Source organism: Pseudomonas putida (assembly GCF_005080685.1).
In the GTDB taxonomy this organism is placed as follows: domain Bacteria; phylum Pseudomonadota; class Gammaproteobacteria; order Pseudomonadales; family Pseudomonadaceae; genus Aquipseudomonas; species Aquipseudomonas putida_V.
On sequence record NZ_CP039371.1, the window covers coordinates 423,698 to 442,098 of the forward strand.

The window sequence follows — 18,401 nt, forward strand, 5'->3', positions numbered from 1 at the left end:
CCGTCATGTTGCAAATTTTCTGTCCCCATTGCGGCGAGCTGCGCTCCGAAGAAGAGTTCCACGCCTCTGGCCAGGCGCACATCGCCCGCCCGCTGGACCCTGCTGCCTGCTCCGACGAGGAGTGGGGCACCTACATGTTCTTCCGCGACAACCCGCGCGGCATTCACCACGAACTGTGGGACCACGTCGCCGGCTGCCGTCAGTACTTCAACGTCACCCGTGACACGGTGACCTACGAAATTCTCGAAACCTACAAGATTGGCGAGAAGCCGCAGGTGACCGCGGCCGGCAAGCCAAGCAGCGCACCGTCGACCGTCAAAGGCCAAGGGGAAAAAGTATGAGCCAGACCTATCGCCTCGCCAGCGGCGGCCGTATCGACCGCAGCAAGGTCCTGAACTTCAGCTTCAACGGCAAGAGCTACCAAGGCTATGCCGGTGACAGCCTGGCCGCCGCGTTGCTGGCCAACGGCGTCGACATCATCGGCCGCAGCTTCAAGTACTCGCGTCCGCGCGGCATCATCGCCGCGGGTACCGAAGAGCCGAACGCCATCCTGCAGATCGGCTCCAGCGAAGCCACCCAGGTCCCCAACGTGCGTGCTACCCAGCAGGCCCTCTACGCAGGCCTGGTGGCAACCAGCACCAACGGCTGGCCGAACGTCAACAACGACGTCATGGGCATCCTCGGCAAGGTCGGCGGCAGCATGATGCCGCCGGGCTTCTACTACAAAACCTTCATGTACCCGAAATCGTTCTGGATGACTTACGAGAAGTACATCCGCAAAGCCGCAGGCCTTGGCCGTGCGCCGCTGCAGAACGACCCGGACAGCTACGACTACATGAACCAGCACTGCGACGTGCTGATCGTCGGCGCAGGTCCCGCGGGCCTTGCCGCTGCACTGGCGGCCGCCCGTAGCGGTGCCCGCGTGATCCTGGCCGACGAACAGGAAGAGTTCGGCGGCAGCCTGCTCGACACCCGCGAGACCCTCGACGGCAAGCCTGCTACCGACTGGGTCAACGCCGTGGTCAAGGAGTTGGAAAGCCTGCCGGAAGTGACCCTGCTGCCACGCGCCACGGTCAACGGCTACCACGACCACAACTTCCTGACCATCCACGAGCGCCTCACCGACCACCTGGGCGACCGTGCACCGATCGGCCAGGTGCGCCACCGCGTCCACCGAGTGCGTGCCAAGCGCGTGGTACTGGCTGCCGGTGCCCACGAGCGTCCGCTGGTCTATGGCAACAACGACGTGCCGGGCAACATGCTCGCCGGTGCCGTGTCCACCTACGTGCGCCGCTACGGCGTGGCGCCGGGCCGCAAGCTGGTGCTGTCGACCAACAACGACCATGCCTACCGCGCCGCGCTGGACTGGCACGACGCCGGCCTGCAAGTGGTCGCCATCGCCGACGCCCGCCACAACCCGCGTGGTTCGCTGGTCGAGGAAGCCCGTGCCAAGGGCATTCGCATCCTCACCTCCAGCGCCGTGATCGAGGCCAAGGGCAGCAAGCACGTCACCGGCGCCCGCGTGGCCGCCATCGATGTGCAGGCGCATAAAGTCACCAGCCCAGGCGAAGTCCTCGACTGCGACCTGATCGCCACCTCCGGCGGCTACAGCCCGATCGTGCACCTGGCCTCGCACCTGGGCGGTCGCCCGGTATGGCGCGAAGACATCCTCGGCTTCGTGCCGGGCGATGCCCCGCAAAAACGTGAGTGCGTTGGCGGCGTCAATGGCGTCTACGCCCTGGGCGACGTGATCGCCGACGGTTTCGAAGGCGGCGCCCGTGCAGCCACCGAAGCCGGCTTCAAGGCCACTGTCGGCAGCCTGCCGAAAACCGTCGCACGCAAGGAAGAGGCCACCGTGGCGCTGTTCCAGGTGCCGCACGACAAAGGCACTGCCCGCGCACCCAAGCAGTTCGTCGACCAGCAGAACGACGTCACCGCCGCAGCCATCGAACTGGCCACCCGCGAAGGCTTCGAGTCGGTCGAGCACGTCAAGCGCTACACCGCGCTGGGCTTCGGCACCGACCAGGGCAAGCTGGGCAACATCAACGGCCTGGCCATCGCCGCTCGCTCGATCGGTATCACCATTCCGGAAATGGGCACCACCATGTTCCGCCCCAACTACACGCCGGTGACCTTCGGCGCGGTAGCGGGTCGTCACTGTGGCCACCTGTTCGAGCCTGTGCGCTTCACTGCCCTGCATGCCTGGCACGTGAAGAACGGCGCCGAATTCGAAGACGTCGGCCAATGGAAGCGCCCTTGGTACTTCCCGAAAGCCGGTGAAGACATCCACACCGCCGTGGCCCGCGAATGCAAGGCCGTGCGTGACAGCGTGGGCTTCCTGGACGCCTCGACCCTGGGCAAGATCGACATCCAGGGCCCGGATGCCCGCGAGTTCCTCAACCGCATCTACACCAACGCCTGGACCAAGCTCGACGTGGGCAAGGCCCGCTACGGCCTGATGTGCAAGGAAGACGGCATGGTCTTCGACGACGGCGTGACCGCCTGCGTCGGCGACAACCACTTCATCATGACCACCACCACCGGCGGCGCCGCCCGTGTGCTGCAGTGGCTGGAGCTGTACCACCAGACCGAATGGCCGGAGATGAAGGTGTACTTCACCTCGGTCACCGACCACTGGGCGACCATGACCCTGTCCGGCCCCAACAGCCGCAAGCTGCTCAGCGAGCTGACCGACATCGACATGGACAAGGAAGCCTTCCCGTTCATGACCTGGAAGGAAGGCAACGTCGGCGGCGTGCCGGCCCGTGTTTTCCGTATCTCGTTCACCGGTGAGCTGTCATACGAGATCAACGTCCAGGCCAACTACGCCATGGGCGTGCTGGAACAGATCATCGAGGCGGGCAAGAAGTACAACCTGACCCCGTACGGCACCGAGACCATGCACGTGCTGCGCGCCGAGAAGGGCTTCATCATCGTCGGTCAGGACACCGACGGTTCGATGACGCCGGACGACCTGAACATGAGCTGGTGCGTCGGCCGCAACAAGCCGTTCTCGTGGATCGGCCTGCGTGGCATGAACCGTGAGGACTGCGTGCGCGAGGACCGCAAGCAGCTGGTAGGCCTCAAGCCTGTGGATCCGACCAAATGGCTGCCGGAAGGCGCCCAACTGGTCTTCGATCCGAAGCAACCGATTCCGATGGACATGGTCGGCCACGTCACCTCCAGCTACGCGGCCAACTCCCTGGGCTATTCGTTCGCCATGGGTGTGGTCAAGGGCGGTCTCAAGCGCATGGGCGAGCGGGTCTACTCGCCGCAGGCCGATGGCAGCGTGATCGAGGCGGAAATCGTGTCTTCGGTGTTCTTCGATCCGAAGGGTGAGCGGCAGAACGTTTAAGGCCCATAGATCGGTCCCGTTGGAATGCAAACCCTGTGGGAGCGGGCTTGTCCCGCGAATGCGATGGCGAGTTCAACGCCCTCTTCGCGGGACAAGCCCGCTCCCACCCGAATTCAAGGCAGGTAAGAAATGAGCGCTATCAACGTCTTCCAGCAAAACCCCGGCAGCGATGCCAAGGCCCAGTCGCCACTGCACCACGCCGACCTGGCCAGCCTGGTTGGCAAGGGCCGTAAGAACGCGGGCGTGACCCTGCGTGAACGCAAGTTCCTCGGCCACCTGACCCTGCGTGGCGACGGCCACGACCCGGAATTCGCCGCAGGCGTGCACAAGGCCCTGGGCCTGGAGCTGCCGGTGGCCCTGACCGTGGTCGCCAACGCCGAGATGTCGCTGCAATGGGTCGGCCCCGACGAGTGGCTGCTGATCGTCCCCGGTGGCCAGGAAGTGGCCGTCGAGCAAAAGCTGCGTGCCGCCCTCGAAGGCCAGCACATCCAGGTGGTCAACGTCAGCGGCGGGCAGAGCCTGCTGGAACTGCGCGGCCCGAACGTGCGCGAAGTGCTGATGAAATCCACCAGCTATGACGTGCACCCGAACAACTTCCCGGTCGGCAAGGCCGTCGGCACCGTGTTCGCCAAGTCGCAACTGGTGATCCGCCGCACCGCCGAGGACACCTGGGAGCTGGTGATCCGTCGTAGCTTCGCCGACTACTGGTGGCTGTGGCTGCAGGACGCTTCGGCCGAATACGGCTTGAGCATCGAGGCCTGAGGAGAACGAACATGAGTCGGGCACCGGATACCTGGATTCTCACCGCCGACTGCCCGAGCATGCTCGGCACCGTCGACGTGGTGACGCGTTACCTCTTCGAGCAGCGCTGCTACGTCACCGAGCACCACTCCTTCGACGACCGCCTGTCGGGGCGCTTCTTCATTCGCGTGGAGTTCCGCCAGCCGGATGATTTCGACGAGGCGGGCTTTCGCGCAGGCCTTGCCGAGCGTAGCGATGCGTTCGGCATGACCTTCGAGTTGACCGCCCCGAATCACCGCCCCAAGGTGGTGATCATGGTGTCGAAGGCCGATCACTGCCTGAACGACCTGCTGTATCGCCAGCGCATCGGCCAGTTGGGCATGGACGTGGTCGCGGTGGTGTCCAACCACCCAGACCTCGAGCCGCTGGCGCAGTGGCACAAGATTCCCTACTACCACTTCGCCCTCGACCCCAAGGACAAGGCGGGACAAGAGCGCAAGGTGCTGCAGGTGATCGAGGAGACCGGCGCCGAGCTGGTGATCCTTGCCCGTTACATGCAGGTGTTGTCGCCTGAGCTGTGCCGGCGCCTGGACGGTTGGGCGATCAACATCCATCACTCGTTGTTGCCAGGGTTCAAGGGCGCCAAGCCTTATCACCAGGCCTACAACAAGGGCGTGAAGATGGTCGGCGCCACGGCGCACTACATCAACAACGACCTCGACGAAGGGCCGATCATCGCCCAGGGCGTCGAGGTGGTGGACCACAGCCATTACCCGGAAGACCTGATCGCCAAAGGCCGCGACATCGAGTGCCTGACGCTGGCGCGCGCGGTGGGGTATCACATCGAGCGGCGGGTGTTCCTCAACGCCAACCGGACGGTCGTTCTCTAACGCCTATACTGGCCCTTTCGCGGGCAAGCCCGCTCCCACCGGTTCACCGCCGTTTCGAACATGGCGGTGAAACCAGTGGGAGCGGGCTTGCCCGCGAAGGGGCCGACTCATTTTTACCTGCCGTAAAAAGGCATCTCCCTGTCGCTTCCAGTCACTGCGACAAGCGCCATCAGGCCCACAATTCCTGCATTCCAGAAACACATGCCGCCCATGGATGGCGGCGCGTTCAACCACCGCTGCATAAATACAAATCAAGCGAGGTAAGAGCAATGTCTGGCAATCGTGGAGTGGTATATCTCGGCGCCGGCAAGGTCGAGGTGCAGAAGATCGACTACCCGAAAATGCAGGACCCACGCGGCAGGAAGATCGAGCACGGCGTGATCCTCAAGGTGGTCTCCACCAACATCTGCGGCTCCGACCAGCACATGGTCCGTGGTCGCACCACTGCCCAGGTCGGCCTGGTCCTGGGCCACGAAATCACCGGTGAAATCGTCGAGCTGGGCCGTGACGTCGAACGCCTGAAAATCGGTGATCTGGTCTCGGTACCGTTCAACGTCGCCTGCGGCCGCTGCCGTTCGTGCAAAGAGATGCACACCGGCGTCTGCCTCACCGTCAACCCGGCCCGCGCCGGCGGCGCTTACGGCTACGTCGACATGGGCGACTGGACAGGCGGCCAGGCCGAGTACGTGCTGGTGCCGTACGCCGACTTCAACCTGCTGAAACTGCCAGACCGCGACAAGGCCATGGAGAAGATTCGTGACCTGACCTGCCTGTCCGACATTCTGCCGACCGGCTACCACGGCGCCGTCACCGCTGGCGTTGGCCCAGGCAGCACCGTCTACGTCGCCGGTGCCGGTCCGGTCGGCTTGGCTGCCGCTGCCTCGGCGCGCCTGCTGGGCGCCGCCTGCGTGATCGTTGGTGACCTCAACCCAGCTCGCCTGGCGCATGCCAAGTCCCAGGGCTTCGAAGTGGTCGACCTGTCCCTGGACACCCCGCTGCACGAGCAGATCGTCGACATCCTTGGCGAGCCTGAAGTGGACTGCGCTGTCGACGCCGTAGGCTTCGAGGCCCGTGGCCATGGCCACGAAGGTGCCAAGCACGAAGCCCCGGCTACCGTGCTGAACTCGCTGATGCAAGTGACCCGTGTCGCCGGCAACATCGGTATCCCAGGCCTGTACGTGACCGAAGACCCAGGCGCGGTGGATGCCGCCGCCAAGATCGGTGCACTGAGCATTCGCTTCGGCCTGGGCTGGGCCAAGTCGCACAGCTTCCACACCGGCCAGACCCCGACCATGAAGTACAATCGCCAGCTGATGCAGGCGATCATGTGGGACCGCATCAACATCGCCGAAGTGGTGGGGGTTCAGGTGATCAACCTGGACCAGGCGCCGGAAGGCTATGGTGAGTTCGATGCAGGTGTGCCGAAGAAATTCGTGATTGACCCGCACAAGATGTGGGGCGCGGCTTGATGCCGTGATGTAACCAAGAGCCCCTCATGAAGAGGGGCTTTTTCCTACCCGCTCATCTGGGTTTTGCACCACAAGGACCGAGCCTTTGTCATCGGTGGCCAGCAAGCCGCCGGGCTGGGTTTCGTCTGTACTCAGCTCTGCTAGAGGCTGTTGCGCATTGCGGAAGATGGCGCGGTGCTGTTCGCCCTGTTTCACGGTGATCAGCTTGTCGCCCTGGTAGAAGAAAAGCGTGTTGTTCGATGCTTTGCTCATGATGCAGGTCTCCATATCTACGGGAGCGGGTTTGCCAGCTGCGAGAAATAAATCTGTCCCCTTTCTTTTCCCCTTTCTTTTCTTTTCCTTTCTCTTGATCAAATCACCCGGCCACTGGCAGAAACAACAGAATCCCTTATCGTTTGCGCAGTCTCGACCGAGACGGGCCGGTAGTTGAATTCTTTTTTGTTTCGAGCCCAGAACGCCAGTTCTGTGCGGATCAGCGTCCTGTAATAAACATCTCCGTTTGAGGCGGGAGGGCTTTCTTTTTCCGAGGTGGACACTGTTCCCGAATAGCCATACACACGCCGCCCCGTCAGCCTGGCTACTGACTCTATGAACGACGGCCTGCCTTCCAGAGGGTCTGCGGTGTAACACGCGATGACATGCAGGTCGTATTTATCGACAGGCAATCCCGCCTTCTTTGTCACCGAGCGGACAAAAGCATCAGGTGTGATGGCGCCTCTATGCCCGGTTAGATAACCGCGGTCGCCGTGGTAGACCGCCGTTATTGCTTTCTCACCTTTGCGCTGGGGATGCTTGGCCAAGTAGATGTGTCCACGGTTGACAGGCCGCGCATCGCCCGAGAAGACCTTGGTTTGCGTAAACAACCGCCAGTGGCCGGTTGGGTCGCTATAGTTGACCGGATCGTTCAGCGCATACGCGTAACTATTCAAGTCACCGGCACGGAAAGGGCTGAGGCTGTCTGAGGACATGAAACGCATCAGGGCCGGGTTGAACGAGCGGTAGCCGTTACCCAGTAGGTAGTCGCTGTGTGAAGCAAGCAACGCTTAGCCATTGAAACCCAGCAGCGTGCGTGACGATGGCAACCCGGGGTCGTGCCCGTAGGCGGAGTAACCGTGCGGCTCGTCTTCATCGGCCTCCTGCACCGACAGCACCGAACCTTTGTCGTCGGTGGCGAGCAGGCCTGCCGTCGTGCTGCCGGCCGTTTGCTGCTCGGCCAACGGCAGGTCTGGGGTGCGGAAAATAGTGCGACTGACGGCGCCTTGTTTCACGGTAACCAGCCTGTCGCCTTGATAGAAGAACAGCGAATTATTCTGTGCTTTGTTCATGATTCAAATCTCTTTACATGGAGGCGTTCGCGCAGATTGCTTCAAGCCCATTCGGACATCGTCAAAAAGTTGCATGCTGGCAGGGCAGCCTGGCCACCGCTTTCCAGAGTATCAGCCAGGGTCACGTATGGCTTTTTGTGGGGACGCGACCCGGGGCTGGTAGACAAAATCTTTCTTGTACTCAGCATAGGACGGGAGTTTAGACACTACCCGGACCTTGATTGGAGTCAAAGCATTTGATGTACGCCCGAACGTTGGATTCGCCGTGACCGTGCCTGAGTAGCCATGAGCGTTCCGTCCGGTGATGTTCGACAGTGACTGTATAAATGATTGTCTATCCTGTGCGGGATCTCCAGACATACATGAAATTATGTGAATGTCATATCGGGAGGTCTCAAATCCTTTCTTATCAAGGGACGCTGCAAAACGTGCCGCTGAAACAGGTCTGCGTTCGCCTTCTACGGCCCCCGCCTGACCGTGAACGATTGCAGTGATGGCGCGCTTGCCTTTAACAGTAGGATGTTTAGCCATAAAGGCAAAACCAAGGTCCACTACTTTAGCTTGGCCGCTGTAGGTTCGCCCGCGTCGGAACAGTCTGAAGCCGCCAGTGGGGTCCGTATAATTGACCGGGTCGTTACCCACAAAGGCATAGCTGTTCACACCACCCTCTCCGAAAGGACTCATGCGATCAGGCTGACAAAACCTCATCAGGAAAGGCTGATAGGACCGATATCCCTGCCCGAGCAAATAACTCTGGGTTGTCCTATCCACCGGTTCGCCACAAAATGCAAGGATGCCGAGCGTGGATGATGTAGCGGCTGAGTAGCCGTAGGGCGTGTATAGGTTCATTCACATCTTTCCTGATTGACAGTGTGGTTAGAGAGGAAGTTGATCGGGCCCCATTTAAATGTGCTCCTTGGTATAGGAGTTCCTGCGAATGAGCTTGCCCTCTATCTGAGCCCTCACTGCGAAGTTAGCAAACGCTCTTTCGCGTACGACAAATAGTTCCTTGCTGCCCCCTAGATAGTCAAAGTCCCTCCCTTGCTCAAGGTGTTTGAAATTCCTTGCGTACACGCCGTATACATGCTGATTACCTGGGCCGTGTGCACCATACATTGAGGCGATATCATGACGCGAAGAGAAATAAAACCCTGCTCCCATGGTGTTGTCGTCCCCAGGTCGAGGCTTAATGCCTGCTTCCAACGACGCTTGATATTTTTTCGAGCTGCCATGATAACCCACCAGCTCGAAACCGTCTGGCACGCTACGTCCCTGAGTCGAACCGGGTTGCGGCTGTGCCAGTTGTATAGGGTGACGTTCTCTAGCTCCCGCAGATGCGAGTGAATTTCTGCGTGGCTGAGTACGACGACTCAGCAATTGCTTGACAGAAAATTGTCCAGACGGATCGACGTAATTAATTGGGTCGGCTAGACAATAGGCGTAATGGTTGAGGCCGCCCTCAGCGAATGGGGAACATGAGTCTGGCGAAAGGAATCGCAGCAAGTGTGGTGAGTAAATGCGATATCCGTTGCCCAGCAGATAACTGCCGAGGACGGCTAGATAGAGTTCGCCTTTAAATCCAGAAAGCGTTTCGCTGAATGATTGATCTGTGGCGTACCCGTAGGCTGAGTATGCGCGATTTTCGCCTTGGGGCATATCTGGACCCTCATCTAAAACGATGCTGTCTCGCTAGTGCTTGGACATGATGTTTCGAGTATCGAGCAGTCACGAGCGCGTTACCACTGGCAAAAGTGATAGGTTTGATATCAAGGCTTGTCAGGCCGCTCTGGAAGCTTCGCCATCGATCCGGACTGCAGCACTTGACCTGTGGGCGACAGCCCGCGATGAGGCCGGCAGCCCCACCCCGACAACCGGCCCGGAACAAAGATTCAAGCCCCCAGTCCAACGCCTCGTTTCCCGGCCATTCCGGCCGACGAGGTCCGTCCATGAAAGCTTTCACCCTGGCAACCCTGATGACCCTGGCCGCAAGCCCGGTGTTCGCCTTTAACCTGAGCGACGCCGCCAACGCCGTGTCGGCCATGCAGACGCAAAAACAGCAGGGCCAGGTTCAGGCGCCCGAGGCGCAGGCCAATCTGCTCAACACCCTGGGCAGCGAATTGAAGATCACTCCCGAGCAGGCCGTGGGTGGGGCTGGGGCCATGCTCGGGCTGGCGCGCAATAACCTCAGTGGTGACGACTACGGCCAGCTGACCAAGGCGGTGCCGGGGCTGGATCTGCTGTCGGGCGCCAACGCGTTGGGCGGGCTGAGCGGGCTGGGTGAGTTGCTGGGCAACAACAGCGAAAGCCAGTCGGCCTTGAGCAAGGCCCTGGGCAACGACGTGGAGAACCGCACCGACCTGGACAACGCGTTCAAGGCGTTGGGGATGGATACCGGGATGATCGGGCAGTTTGCGCCGTTGATCCTGCAGTACCTGGGACAGCAAGGGATTGCCGGGTCGTTGTTGCAGAACCTTGGGAGTTTGTGGACCACCCCGGCGCCGTTGACCCAACCTTCGGTCTGACGGTTCTCTAGCGCCAGTGCCGGCCTTCAAGCCTGGCGCAGCACCACTTGTGGGAGCGGCCTTGCGTCGCGAAAGGGGCGCGAAGCGGCCCTAGGATTTCAGCGTCACCGCAGAGATTGCCGGGGCCGCTTTGCGGCCCTTTCGCGACGCAAGGCCGCTCCCACAAGAACAGCAGGATTGCGTTCGGTCAGGCAGCTTCTGTGAAGTCCACCAGCCGCACCGGCCGACGGAAACCGGCGGTCAGTACCGCCAGGTACGCCAGGCCCAGGGCGAACCAGCACAGGCCAATCACCAGGGTCAGCGCCGACAGGCTGGTCCACAGCCACAGGGTCAGCCCCAATCCCACCAGCGGCACCACGCCATAGCACAGCAGCGCGTTGGGCGTACGCGCAGCGTTGCCATCGATCAAGTGGGTTTTCACCACTGCGAGGTTCACCGCCGAGAACGCCACCAGGGCACCAAAGCTGATCAGCGAGGCGAGGGTCGCCAGGTCGATCACCAACGCCAACAGCGAGAACGCCGACACCAGCGCGATGGCGAACACCGGCGTGCCGAAACGCGGCGACAGGTAGCCGAAGCTGCGTCGTGGCAGCACGTTGTCGCGGCCCATGGTGAACAGGATGCGCGACACCGCCGCCTGGGAGGCCAGCGCCGAACCCAGGCTGCCGGCGACATAGGCGGCGGTGAAGAAGTTGGCCAGGAATTGCCCACCCGCCTTGAGCATCACTTCATTGGCCGCCGCATCGGCGTTGGCGAAGGTGCTGCCAGGCAACACGAGCTGGCTGACATAGGCCAGCACGGTGAACAGCACGCCGGCGAACAAGGTGGTGAGGATGATCGCCCGGGGTACGTCGCGGCGAGCGTCGCGGCACTCTTCGGCCAGGGTGGAGACGGCATCGAAACCGAGGAACGACAGGCACAGCACCGCAGCGCCGGCCATCAGCGGGCCGAAGCCGGGTTGTGTGCCGTCACCCAGCAGCGGCGACAGCAGGTCGAGCGGCTGGCCAGCCAGGGATTTGCAGGAAAGCGCGACGAACACTGCGATGAAGACGATCTGCGCACCGACGATCAGGTTGCTGGTCTTGGCCACCGAGTGAATGCCCACCACGTTGAGCACGGTGACCAGGGCAATCGAGGCCAGGGCGATCGACCACGCCGGAATGGCTGGGAAGGCGATGTTGAGGAACAGGCCGATGAGCAGGTAGTTGATCATTGGCAGGAACAGGTAATCCAGCAGCAGCGACCAGCCGGCGAGGAAACCGACATTTGGGCCGAAGGCCAGGTTGGTGTAGGAGTATGCCGAACCTGCCACCGGAAAGCGTTTGACCATGAAGCTGTAGGAAGCGGCGGTGAACAGCATGGCCACCAGCGTGACCAGATAGGCGCCGGCAGTGCGGCCACCGGTGAGCTCGGTGACGATGCCGTAGGTGGTGAAGATGGTCAGGGGGACCATGTAGACCAGGCCGAAGAACACCAGGGCGGGTAGGCCCAGGACACGGCGCAGTTGCGCGTTGGGGGAGCAAGGTGGATGGGCCATTGATCGATCCTGGCGTTTTTCTAGTTGTGATTAGATCGATTTTTATCCACTTAGGTGGGGGATGACAAAAAAGTAATCCTTATTTTGATTATTAGCGTGGGTTTTAATCGGGATTCTTTAGGGTCTGTTCAGGCCTCTTCGCGGGTAAACCCGCTCCTACAGGCACCGCGCCGTTCTGAAGGGCGGTAAAAATCCTGTAGGAGCGGGTTTACCCGCGAACAGGCCATTGAGGGCCAAAAAGAGATCAGCCCATCTCCACCCGCAACTGCTCGATCCGCTGGTCCTTCTCGACCCACAGCTGGTTCACCCAGTCCTGCACGGTCTGGCGGAAAACCGGGTCGTTCTCGTAGTCTCCAGCCCACAGCGCCGGGTCCAGTTCCCGCACGCGAATGTCGATAATCACCCGACTGATGCTGCCGTTGAGCAACGCCCAGAACCCAGGCGCCTGGTTGCCCGGATAGACGATGGTCACGTCCAGCAGTGCATCGAGCTGCTCGCCCAATGCAGCCAGCACGAACGCCACCCCGCCGGCCTTGGGCTTGAGCAGATGGCGATAGGGCGACTGTTGCTCCTGGCGCTTGGCCTCGGTGAAGCGTGTGCCTTCCAGGTAGTTGACCACGGTCACCGGCTGGCGCTTGAACAACTCGCAGGCGGCCTTGGTGATTTCCAGGTCCTTGCCCTTGAGCTCCGGGTGCTTTTCCAGGAAGGCCTTGCTGTAGCGCTTCATGAACGGGTAATCCAACCCCCACCAGGCCAGGCCCAGCAACGGCACCCAGATCAGCTCCTTTTTCAGGAAGAACTTGAAGAATGGTGTACGGCGGTTGAGGCTTTCGATCAGCGCGGGGATATCGACCCAGGTCTGATGGTTGCTCACCGCCAGGTACGACGTGTCCTGGCGCAGCTTCTCGACACCGCGGATATCCCACTGGGTGGGAATGCACAGGGCGAAGATCAGTTTGTCGATCTCCGACCAGGTTTCGGCGATCCACATCACCCCCCAAGAGGCATAGTCGCGCCCACGGCCTGGCAAGACCAGTTTGAGCAGGGCGAACACCAGTAGCGGACCGATCAACACCAAGGTGTTGAGCAGTAGCAGGGTGGTCGTAAGAATGCCAATCAGCAGGCGACGCATAAGAAGACTCTTGTTGTAGGACGTAAGCGGTCGGCAATGATAAGCAGCCCGGTGGGCTACGCCAAATGTCCAATGCCCGACGGTGAGGACAAATGTTTCACATTATGTTGTTTACCCTGGTTACAACGAACCTAACTCATTCCAACAGTCTAAGCATTGACCCATTCGAGGAAGCTTGCCCGTGAAACCATTGCTTGCCCTTTTGTCCTTGCTGGCCCTGCCTGTCATGGCTGCCGAGCCCACCCTGTATGGCCGGTACGAGAACATCGGCCTACCGGAAATCGGCGAAACCCTGAAGGCCAAGATGGACACTGGCGCCTACACCGCCTCGCTGTCTGCCAAGGACATCGAACTGTTCACCCGTGATGGCGAGGAGTGGGTTCGATTCCGCCTGGCCACCAAGGATGCCGATGGCAAGGTGTACGAACACAAGCTGTCGCGTATCAGCAAGATCAAGAACCGAGTCGATGAAGAAGAAGAGGGCGATGCGCCCGAGCTTTCCAAGCGCCCGGTGGTCGACCTGGAGCTTTGCCTGGGTGATGTCAAGCGCACCGTCGAGGTCAACCTGGTGGACCGCAGCCATTTCAACTACCCCTTGCTGGTCGGCGCCAAGGCGCTGCGCGAGTTCAAGGCGGCGGTGAACCCGGCCAAGCGCTTCACCGCAGGCAAGCCCGACTGCTGACCTGAAGCCGGACTGGCCCCTTGTAGGAGCGGCCTTGTGTCGCGAAAGGGCCGCGACACAAGGCCCCACGATGTCAGCGTTGATGCAGATATTGCCGGGGCCGCTTCGCGGCCCTTTCGCGACACAAGGCCGCTCCTACACAATAATGCGTTGCCCTCGACATCTGCACAGGCCGCGCATCATGCCCCATATTCTCATCGTCGAAGACGAAGCCGCCATCGCCGACACCCTGGTCTACGCCCTGCAGGCCGATGGCCACAGCACCGCCTGGGTGACCCTGGGCAGCGCTGCCCTCGACCAGCAGCGCCAGTGCCCCGCCGACCTGATCATCCTCGACATCGGTCTGCCCGACATGACGGGCTTTGAAACCTGTCGCCAGCTACACCGTTTCAGTGAGGTGCCGGTGATGTTTCTCAGTGCCCGCGATGGCGAGATCGATCGTGTGGTGGGCCTGGAGATCGGTGCCGACGACTATGTGGTCAAGCCGTTCAGCCCTCGCGAAGTGGCGGCGCGGGTACGTGCGATTCTCAAGCGTATGGCCCCCAGGGCCGAGCCTGCCAGCGAGGCCACGCTGTTCCACCTCGACACCTTGCGGATGCAGATCACCTACCGTGGTCAGCCACTTCCCCTGACCCGCCACGAGTTCCGCCTGCTGCAATGCTTGCTGGAGCAACCCCGGCGGGTATTCAGCCGCGAGCAGTTGCTCGACGCCCTGGGCGTGGCCTCCGACGTCGGCTACGAGCGCACCATCGACAGCCACATCAAGAGCCTGCGCGCCAAGCTGCGCCAGGTGGTCAGCGACGCCGAGCCAATCCAGACCCATCGTGGCCTCGGCTACAGCTATAGCCCGGACCACGCCTGATGCGCCTGGGGATCCGGATCTTCCTGGTGTATTTCCTGTTCGTCGGCCTGGCCGGCTACTTTTTGCTCAATACCGTGCGTGAGCAGATCCGACCGGTGGTCCGTCAGTCCTCCGAGGAAACCTTGGTCGATACCGCCAACCTGCTGGCCGAAATCCTCCATGACGAGGTCAAGGCCGGCACCCTCGGCCAAAGTCGCTTGCCGGAGGTGCTCAAGGCTTATGGGCTGCGCAGCCCCGGTGCGCAGATCTGGGGCTTGGAGAAGGCGGCGGTGAGTCACCGCATCTATGTCACCGACGCCAAGGGCATCGTGCTGCTCGACTCCACTGGGCAGGACCTGGGCAAGGACTATTCGCAATGGAACGACGTCTACCTGACCTTGCGTGGCCAGTACGGCGCGCGCTCCACACGCAGCGTGGCGGACGACGAGAGCACGTCTGTCATGCATGTCGCCGCGCCGATCGTCGATGCCGGCAAGATCATCGGCGTGGTGACCGTGGCCAAACCCAACAGCTCATTGCAGCCCTATATCGACCGCTCCGAGCGACGCTTGCTGATCCTGGGGCTGAGCCTGATCGGCCTGGGGCTGGTGATCGGCGCGGCACTGTCCTGGTGGCTGGCCCGCTCGCTGCGGCGCTTGGCCCGCTATGCCCAGGCGGTCAGCGAAGGTCAGCGCGCGGCCTTGCCGCACTACAAGGGCGGTGAACTGGCGCACCTGGCCAACGCCGTGGAACGCATGCGTACGCAGCTCGAAGGCAAGGCCTACGTGGAGCGCTACGTGCACACCCTGACCCACGAGCTGAAAAGCCCATTGGCGGCGATCCGCGGCGCCTCCGAGCTGCTCCAGGGCGACATGCCGGATGAGCAGCGGGCACGCTTTGCCGGCAACATCGAACGGGAAAGCGAGCGCTTGCAGCAGATGATCGAACGGCTGCTCAACCTGGCGCGGGTCGAGCAGATGCAGGCGCTGGAGGATGAACAGCAGGTGGCGCTGGCGCCCTTGGTCGATGAGCTGCTGCTGGCGCATGCGCCTCGCATCGAGGGCGGCAGCTTGCAGGTTCGCCAGCGCGTGCCGGTGGCGCTGCGGCTATGGTGCGACCCGTTCTTGATGCGTCAGGCATTGGCCAACCTGCTCGATAACGCCCTGGATTTCACACCGCCCGGTGGCGCACTGCTGTTCGAATTGGAGCGCCAGGGCGAGCGCGTGGCGTTGAGCCTGTTCAACCAAGGTGAGGCGATTCCGGACTATGCCCTGGAGCGGGTCAGCGAGCGGTTCTACTCGCTGCCGCGGCCAGGGACCGGGCGCAAGAGCACCGGCTTGGGTCTGAACTTCGTGGCCGAGGTGATGCAGCTGCATGGTGGGGCGTTAGAGGTAGAGAACGTCGACGGCGGGGTAAGGGTGCGGTTGTGGCTGCCGGCTCGGCGTATCAGCTGATGTCGCCGGGGCCGCTGCGCGGCCCATCGCGGCACGAAGCCGCTCCTACAGGTAATGTGCAACGCTCGGCGATCTGTGTAGGAGCGGCCTTGCGCCGCGATGGGTCGCGCAGCAGCCCCAAAAACACCGAATCCCCACACAATCCCCACACAGCCTCCATGCAAGGCGCAGACACTGCGCCCACTGCCATAGGAGGCCCCATGAACAAGACCCTGAGTTTCAAGCTCGGCACCATCGCCTTGCTGATCGTGCTGCTGCTCATCCCCCTGCTGATGATCAGCGGCCTGATCGACGAACGTCAGCAACTGCGTGACGGCGTGCTGCACGATATCGCCCAGAGCGCCAGCTACGACCAGCAGATCAGCGGCCCGCTTCTGGTGGTGCCGTACCGCAAGTATCAGCGCCGCTGGATCGAAAAGGACGGCCAGAGCGTGGAGGAGACCAGCACCGTCGCCGGCCACCTGTACTTCCTGCCGGAAACCTTCGATGCCGACCTGGGTGTGGATACCGAGCTGCGCGCCCGAGGCATCTACCAGGCGCGTTTGTTCCACGCCAAGGGGCGTCTGTCTGGCAGCTTCAAGCTACCGGCGCGTTGGGGCATCGAAAAGGACTACGACGACTATCGCTTCGACAAACCCTTCCTGGTGATCGGCATCACCGATATCCGCGGCATCGAGAATGCCCTGGAGCTGAGCGTCGACGATCAGCGCGTGCCTTTCGAGGCCGGCACCGGCCTGGACTGGATGCGCAGCGGCGTGCATGTGCCGCTGGCGCAGCTCGAGGGCCAGCAAGCCCGGCAATTCACCTACGGTTTCGACCTGGCGTTGCAAGGCACGGGGCAATTGCACCTGTTGCCGGTGGGGCGCACCAGCAGCGTCGACATGCACGCCAACTGGCCGCACCCAAGCTTCGTCGGCAGCTATCTGCCCAGCCGCCGCGACATCGACGAGCAAGGTTTCACGGCCCACTGGCAGACCTCGTTCTTCGCCACCAACCTCGAAGATGCCCTGCGCCAGTGCGCCACTGGCGGGCAATGCGCGGACTTCAGCGAGCGTACCTTCGGCGTGAGCTTCGTCGACCCGGTTGACCAGTACCTGAAGAGTGAACGGGCGATCAAGTACGCGCTACTGTTCATTGCCCTGACCTTTGCTGGCTTTTTCCTCTTCGAGGTACTCAAGGGTCTCAGCGTGCACCCGGTGCAGTACATCCTGGTCGGTGTGGCCCTGGCGTTCTTCTACCTGCTGTTGCTGTCGCTGTCCGAGCACATCGGCTTTGGCCCGGCCTATGCGCTGTCGGCAGCGGCCTGCGTGCTGCTGATCGGTTTCTACCTGAGCCACGTGTTGCGCAGCCTGGGGCGAGGGGTGGGATTCGCGGCGGGGCTGGCGGCGTTGTACGCGATGCTCTATGGCTTGCTCAGTGCCGAGGACTACGCGCTGCTGATGGGCTCGCTGCTGTGCTTTGGCTTGCTGGGCGTGTTCATGGTGCTGACGCGGCGGCTGGACTGGGCGCGGGTGGGGAGGGCGGCATGAGGGAGGATAGAGAGATTGGGCGCTGGTTGGCCCGCAGAATCAGGGAGTTGTTTCCTGTAATACCGCGTTGAGGCCTGGGGCTGCTGTGCAGCCCATTCGCGGGGCAAGCCCGCTCCCACAGGTACTGCGCTGTGTCTGTGGGAGATTGGGCGCTGGTTGGCCCGCAGAATCAGGGAGTTGTTTCCTGTAATACCGCGTTGAGGCCTGGGGCTGCTGTGCAGCCCATTCGCAGGGCAAGCCCGCTCCCACAGGTACTGCGCTGTGTCTGTGGGAGCGGGCTTGTCCCGCGAAGAGGGCGGTCAGGCCACCGGTGCCGTGGCAGCCATCGAGGGCCGCTTGGCCACCTCGGCATACCAGGCCGCCAACCCTGGCTGGCGCTCCCTCCAACCGAATTCAGGTTGGCGCAAATCCAGATACCCCAACGCACACGCCACGCCAATCGCCGCGAGATCGAAGCCGGACATGAGCTCGGCCAGGTGCTCCTGCTCCAGGTTGGCAAGGCTCCGACGGATCTTCCCGGCTTGCGCCTCGAGCCAGCCATCCCAGCGCTTGTCCTCAGGCCGCAGGAAGCTTTCATAGCGACTGGAGACCGCCGCATCCATGATCGCATCGGCCTGCGAGGCCAGGGTCATGCGCCGCCAGCGCGCCGAGCCCTCGCGTGGCAGCAGCGGCTCGCCGACATGCTGCAGGTCGAGGTACTCGCAGATCACCCGGCTGTCGTGCAGTACCGTGCCGTCGGCCAGGCGCAGGGCCGGGATCTTGCCGATCGGGTTGCCCTGGTTGAGCTGCTCGTCGCCGCTCACCGGGCTGACGTTCACCGGCTGCAAGGTCACGCGTTCGAGCTGCCCGGTTTCGTGCAGCACCACCATGACCTTGCGCACGAAGGGCGACAACGGCGAATGGAACAGGGTCATCGTGCTCATG

Annotated in this window: 18 protein-coding genes; 10 read left to right on the plus strand and 8 right to left on the minus strand. The window is 62.1% G+C overall.

All coding sequences use genetic code 11. From position 1 onward, the window contains the following. Positions 1-5 precede the first annotated feature (5 nt). The 5 genes from E6B08_RS02055 (at position 6) to fdhA (ending at position 6,455) form a co-directional block, all read left to right on the plus strand. Positions 6-341 (plus strand): sarcosine oxidase subunit delta, encoded by a 336-nt coding sequence (locus E6B08_RS02055; protein ID WP_136912557.1) that lies wholly within the window; start codon positions 6-8, stop codon positions 339-341. Next, on the plus strand, positions 338-3,355 hold the full coding sequence (locus E6B08_RS02060) for a sarcosine oxidase subunit alpha (RefSeq protein WP_136912558.1): 3,018 nt from the start codon (positions 338-340) through the stop codon (positions 3,353-3,355). Before E6B08_RS02055 ends, E6B08_RS02060 begins: the two co-directional genes overlap by 4 nt. Before the next feature lie 129 nt (positions 3,356-3,484). Beyond that, positions 3,485-4,117, plus strand: a complete 633-nt coding sequence (locus E6B08_RS02065) for a sarcosine oxidase subunit gamma (RefSeq protein WP_136912559.1) — start codon at positions 3,485-3,487, stop codon at positions 4,115-4,117. Between the two features lie 11 nt (positions 4,118-4,128). After that, on the plus strand, positions 4,129-4,986 hold the full coding sequence (gene purU, locus E6B08_RS02070) for a formyltetrahydrofolate deformylase (protein ID WP_136912560.1): 858 nt from the start codon (positions 4,129-4,131) through the stop codon (positions 4,984-4,986). Between the two features lie 269 nt (positions 4,987-5,255). After that, positions 5,256-6,455: a formaldehyde dehydrogenase, glutathione-independent gene (fdhA, locus tag E6B08_RS02075; RefSeq protein WP_136912561.1), complete on the plus strand. Its 1,200-nt coding sequence runs from the start codon at positions 5,256-5,258 to the stop codon at positions 6,453-6,455. Between the two features lie 24 nt (positions 6,456-6,479). Here the strand turns inward: fdhA and E6B08_RS02080 are convergent, their stop codons facing one another. From E6B08_RS02080 to E6B08_RS02100, 5 genes are all read right to left on the minus strand, one after another. After that, positions 6,480-6,707, minus strand: coding sequence for a hypothetical protein (locus E6B08_RS02080; protein WP_136912562.1), 228 nt, complete (start codon positions 6,705-6,707; stop codon positions 6,480-6,482). Positions 6,708-6,805: 98 nt separating this feature from the next. After that, a complete protein-coding gene (locus E6B08_RS02085) occupies positions 6,806-7,495 on the minus strand; it encodes an RHS repeat-associated core domain-containing protein (protein WP_265411736.1) in 690 nt (229 codons plus the stop codon). Between the two features lie 3 nt (positions 7,496-7,498). Next, positions 7,499-7,780 (minus strand): hypothetical protein, encoded by a 282-nt coding sequence (locus E6B08_RS02090; protein ID WP_416194365.1) that lies wholly within the window; start codon positions 7,778-7,780, stop codon positions 7,499-7,501. Between the two features lie 111 nt (positions 7,781-7,891). Next, the gene (locus E6B08_RS02095) at positions 7,892-8,629 is read right to left on the minus strand and encodes an RHS repeat-associated core domain-containing protein (RefSeq protein ID WP_136912563.1); all 738 of its coding nucleotides are present in this window, start codon (positions 8,627-8,629) and stop codon (positions 7,892-7,894) included. A gap of 54 nt (positions 8,630-8,683) precedes the next feature. Continuing rightward, the gene (locus tag E6B08_RS02100) at positions 8,684-9,436 is read right to left on the minus strand and encodes an RHS repeat-associated core domain-containing protein (protein ID WP_136912564.1); all 753 of its coding nucleotides are present in this window, start codon (positions 9,434-9,436) and stop codon (positions 8,684-8,686) included. Between the two features lie 290 nt (positions 9,437-9,726). Here E6B08_RS02100 and E6B08_RS02105 point away from each other — a divergent pair, with 290 nt between their 5' ends. After that, entirely contained in the window at positions 9,727-10,302 is a 576-nt protein-coding gene (locus tag E6B08_RS02105) for a DUF2780 domain-containing protein (protein WP_136912565.1), read from the plus strand. Between the two features lie 187 nt (positions 10,303-10,489). Here the strand turns inward: E6B08_RS02105 and E6B08_RS02110 are convergent, their stop codons facing one another. Further along, positions 10,490-11,839 (minus strand): APC family permease, encoded by a 1,350-nt coding sequence (locus tag E6B08_RS02110; RefSeq protein ID WP_136912566.1) that lies wholly within the window; start codon positions 11,837-11,839, stop codon positions 10,490-10,492. A 244-nt stretch (positions 11,840-12,083) separates the two neighbouring features. Beyond that, entirely contained in the window at positions 12,084-12,971 is an 888-nt protein-coding gene (locus tag E6B08_RS02115; protein ID WP_136912567.1) for an acyltransferase, read from the minus strand. Between the two features lie 181 nt (positions 12,972-13,152). On the opposite strand from E6B08_RS02115, the gene E6B08_RS02120 reads away from it, so the two are divergent. The 4 genes from E6B08_RS02120 to creD all read left to right on the plus strand — a co-directional run bounded on the left by E6B08_RS02120 (position 13,153) and on the right by creD (position 17,477). Next, positions 13,153-13,653, plus strand: a complete 501-nt coding sequence (locus E6B08_RS02120; RefSeq protein ID WP_136912568.1) for an ATP-dependent zinc protease — start codon at positions 13,153-13,155, stop codon at positions 13,651-13,653. Positions 13,654-13,834: 181 nt separating this feature from the next. After that, entirely contained in the window at positions 13,835-14,515 is a 681-nt protein-coding gene (creB, locus tag E6B08_RS02125) for a two-component system response regulator CreB (protein ID WP_136912569.1), read from the plus strand. Continuing rightward, complete coding sequence (gene creC, locus E6B08_RS02130) at positions 14,515-15,948, plus strand: two-component system sensor histidine kinase CreC (RefSeq protein ID WP_136912570.1); 1,434 nt, start codon at positions 14,515-14,517, stop codon at positions 15,946-15,948. The genes creB and creC overlap by 1 nt, the downstream gene beginning before the upstream one ends. Positions 15,949-16,148: 200 nt before the next feature. Next, on the plus strand, positions 16,149-17,477 hold the full coding sequence (gene creD / locus E6B08_RS02135) for a cell envelope integrity protein CreD (protein WP_136912571.1): 1,329 nt from the start codon (positions 16,149-16,151) through the stop codon (positions 17,475-17,477). Positions 17,478-17,776: 299 nt separating this feature from the next. Here the strand turns inward: creD and E6B08_RS02140 are convergent, their stop codons facing one another. Then, positions 17,777-18,400 (minus strand): glutathione S-transferase, encoded by a 624-nt coding sequence (locus E6B08_RS02140; RefSeq protein ID WP_136912572.1) that lies wholly within the window; start codon positions 18,398-18,400, stop codon positions 17,777-17,779. Between the last annotated feature and the right edge of the window lies 1 nt (position 18,401).

Excerpts from the sequence above, each read along its gene's own strand:
- E6B08_RS02055 (WP_136912557.1), top strand. The coding sequence starts at position 6 with ATGTTGCAAATTTTCTGTCCCCATTGCGGCGAGCTGCGCTCCGAAGAA.
- E6B08_RS02060 (WP_136912558.1), top strand. The coding sequence starts at position 338 with ATGAGCCAGACCTATCGCCTCGCCAGCGGCGGCCGTATCGACCGCAGC.
- E6B08_RS02065 (WP_136912559.1), top strand. The coding sequence starts at position 3,485 with ATGAGCGCTATCAACGTCTTCCAGCAAAACCCCGGCAGCGATGCCAAG.
- purU (WP_136912560.1), top strand. The coding sequence starts at position 4,129 with ATGAGTCGGGCACCGGATACCTGGATTCTCACCGCCGACTGCCCGAGC.
- fdhA (WP_136912561.1), top strand. The coding sequence starts at position 5,256 with ATGTCTGGCAATCGTGGAGTGGTATATCTCGGCGCCGGCAAGGTCGAG.
- E6B08_RS02080 (WP_136912562.1), bottom strand. The coding sequence starts at position 6,707 with ATGAGCAAAGCATCGAACAACACGCTTTTCTTCTACCAGGGCGACAAG.
- E6B08_RS02090 (WP_416194365.1), bottom strand. The coding sequence starts at position 7,780 with ATGAACAAAGCACAGAATAATTCGCTGTTCTTCTATCAAGGCGACAGG.
- E6B08_RS02095 (WP_136912563.1), bottom strand. The coding sequence starts at position 8,629 with ATGAACCTATACACGCCCTACGGCTACTCAGCCGCTACATCATCCACG.
- E6B08_RS02100 (WP_136912564.1), bottom strand. The coding sequence starts at position 9,436 with ATGCCCCAAGGCGAAAATCGCGCATACTCAGCCTACGGGTACGCCACA.
- E6B08_RS02105 (WP_136912565.1), top strand. The coding sequence starts at position 9,727 with ATGAAAGCTTTCACCCTGGCAACCCTGATGACCCTGGCCGCAAGCCCG.
- E6B08_RS02110 (WP_136912566.1), bottom strand. The coding sequence starts at position 11,839 with ATGGCCCATCCACCTTGCTCCCCCAACGCGCAACTGCGCCGTGTCCTG.
- E6B08_RS02115 (WP_136912567.1), bottom strand. The coding sequence starts at position 12,971 with ATGCGTCGCCTGCTGATTGGCATTCTTACGACCACCCTGCTACTGCTC.
- creB (WP_136912569.1), top strand. The coding sequence starts at position 13,835 with ATGCCCCATATTCTCATCGTCGAAGACGAAGCCGCCATCGCCGACACC.
- creC (WP_136912570.1), top strand. The coding sequence starts at position 14,515 with ATGCGCCTGGGGATCCGGATCTTCCTGGTGTATTTCCTGTTCGTCGGC.
- creD (WP_136912571.1), top strand. The coding sequence starts at position 16,149 with ATGAACAAGACCCTGAGTTTCAAGCTCGGCACCATCGCCTTGCTGATC.
- E6B08_RS02140 (WP_136912572.1), bottom strand. The coding sequence starts at position 18,400 with ATGAGCACGATGACCCTGTTCCATTCGCCGTTGTCGCCCTTCGTGCGC.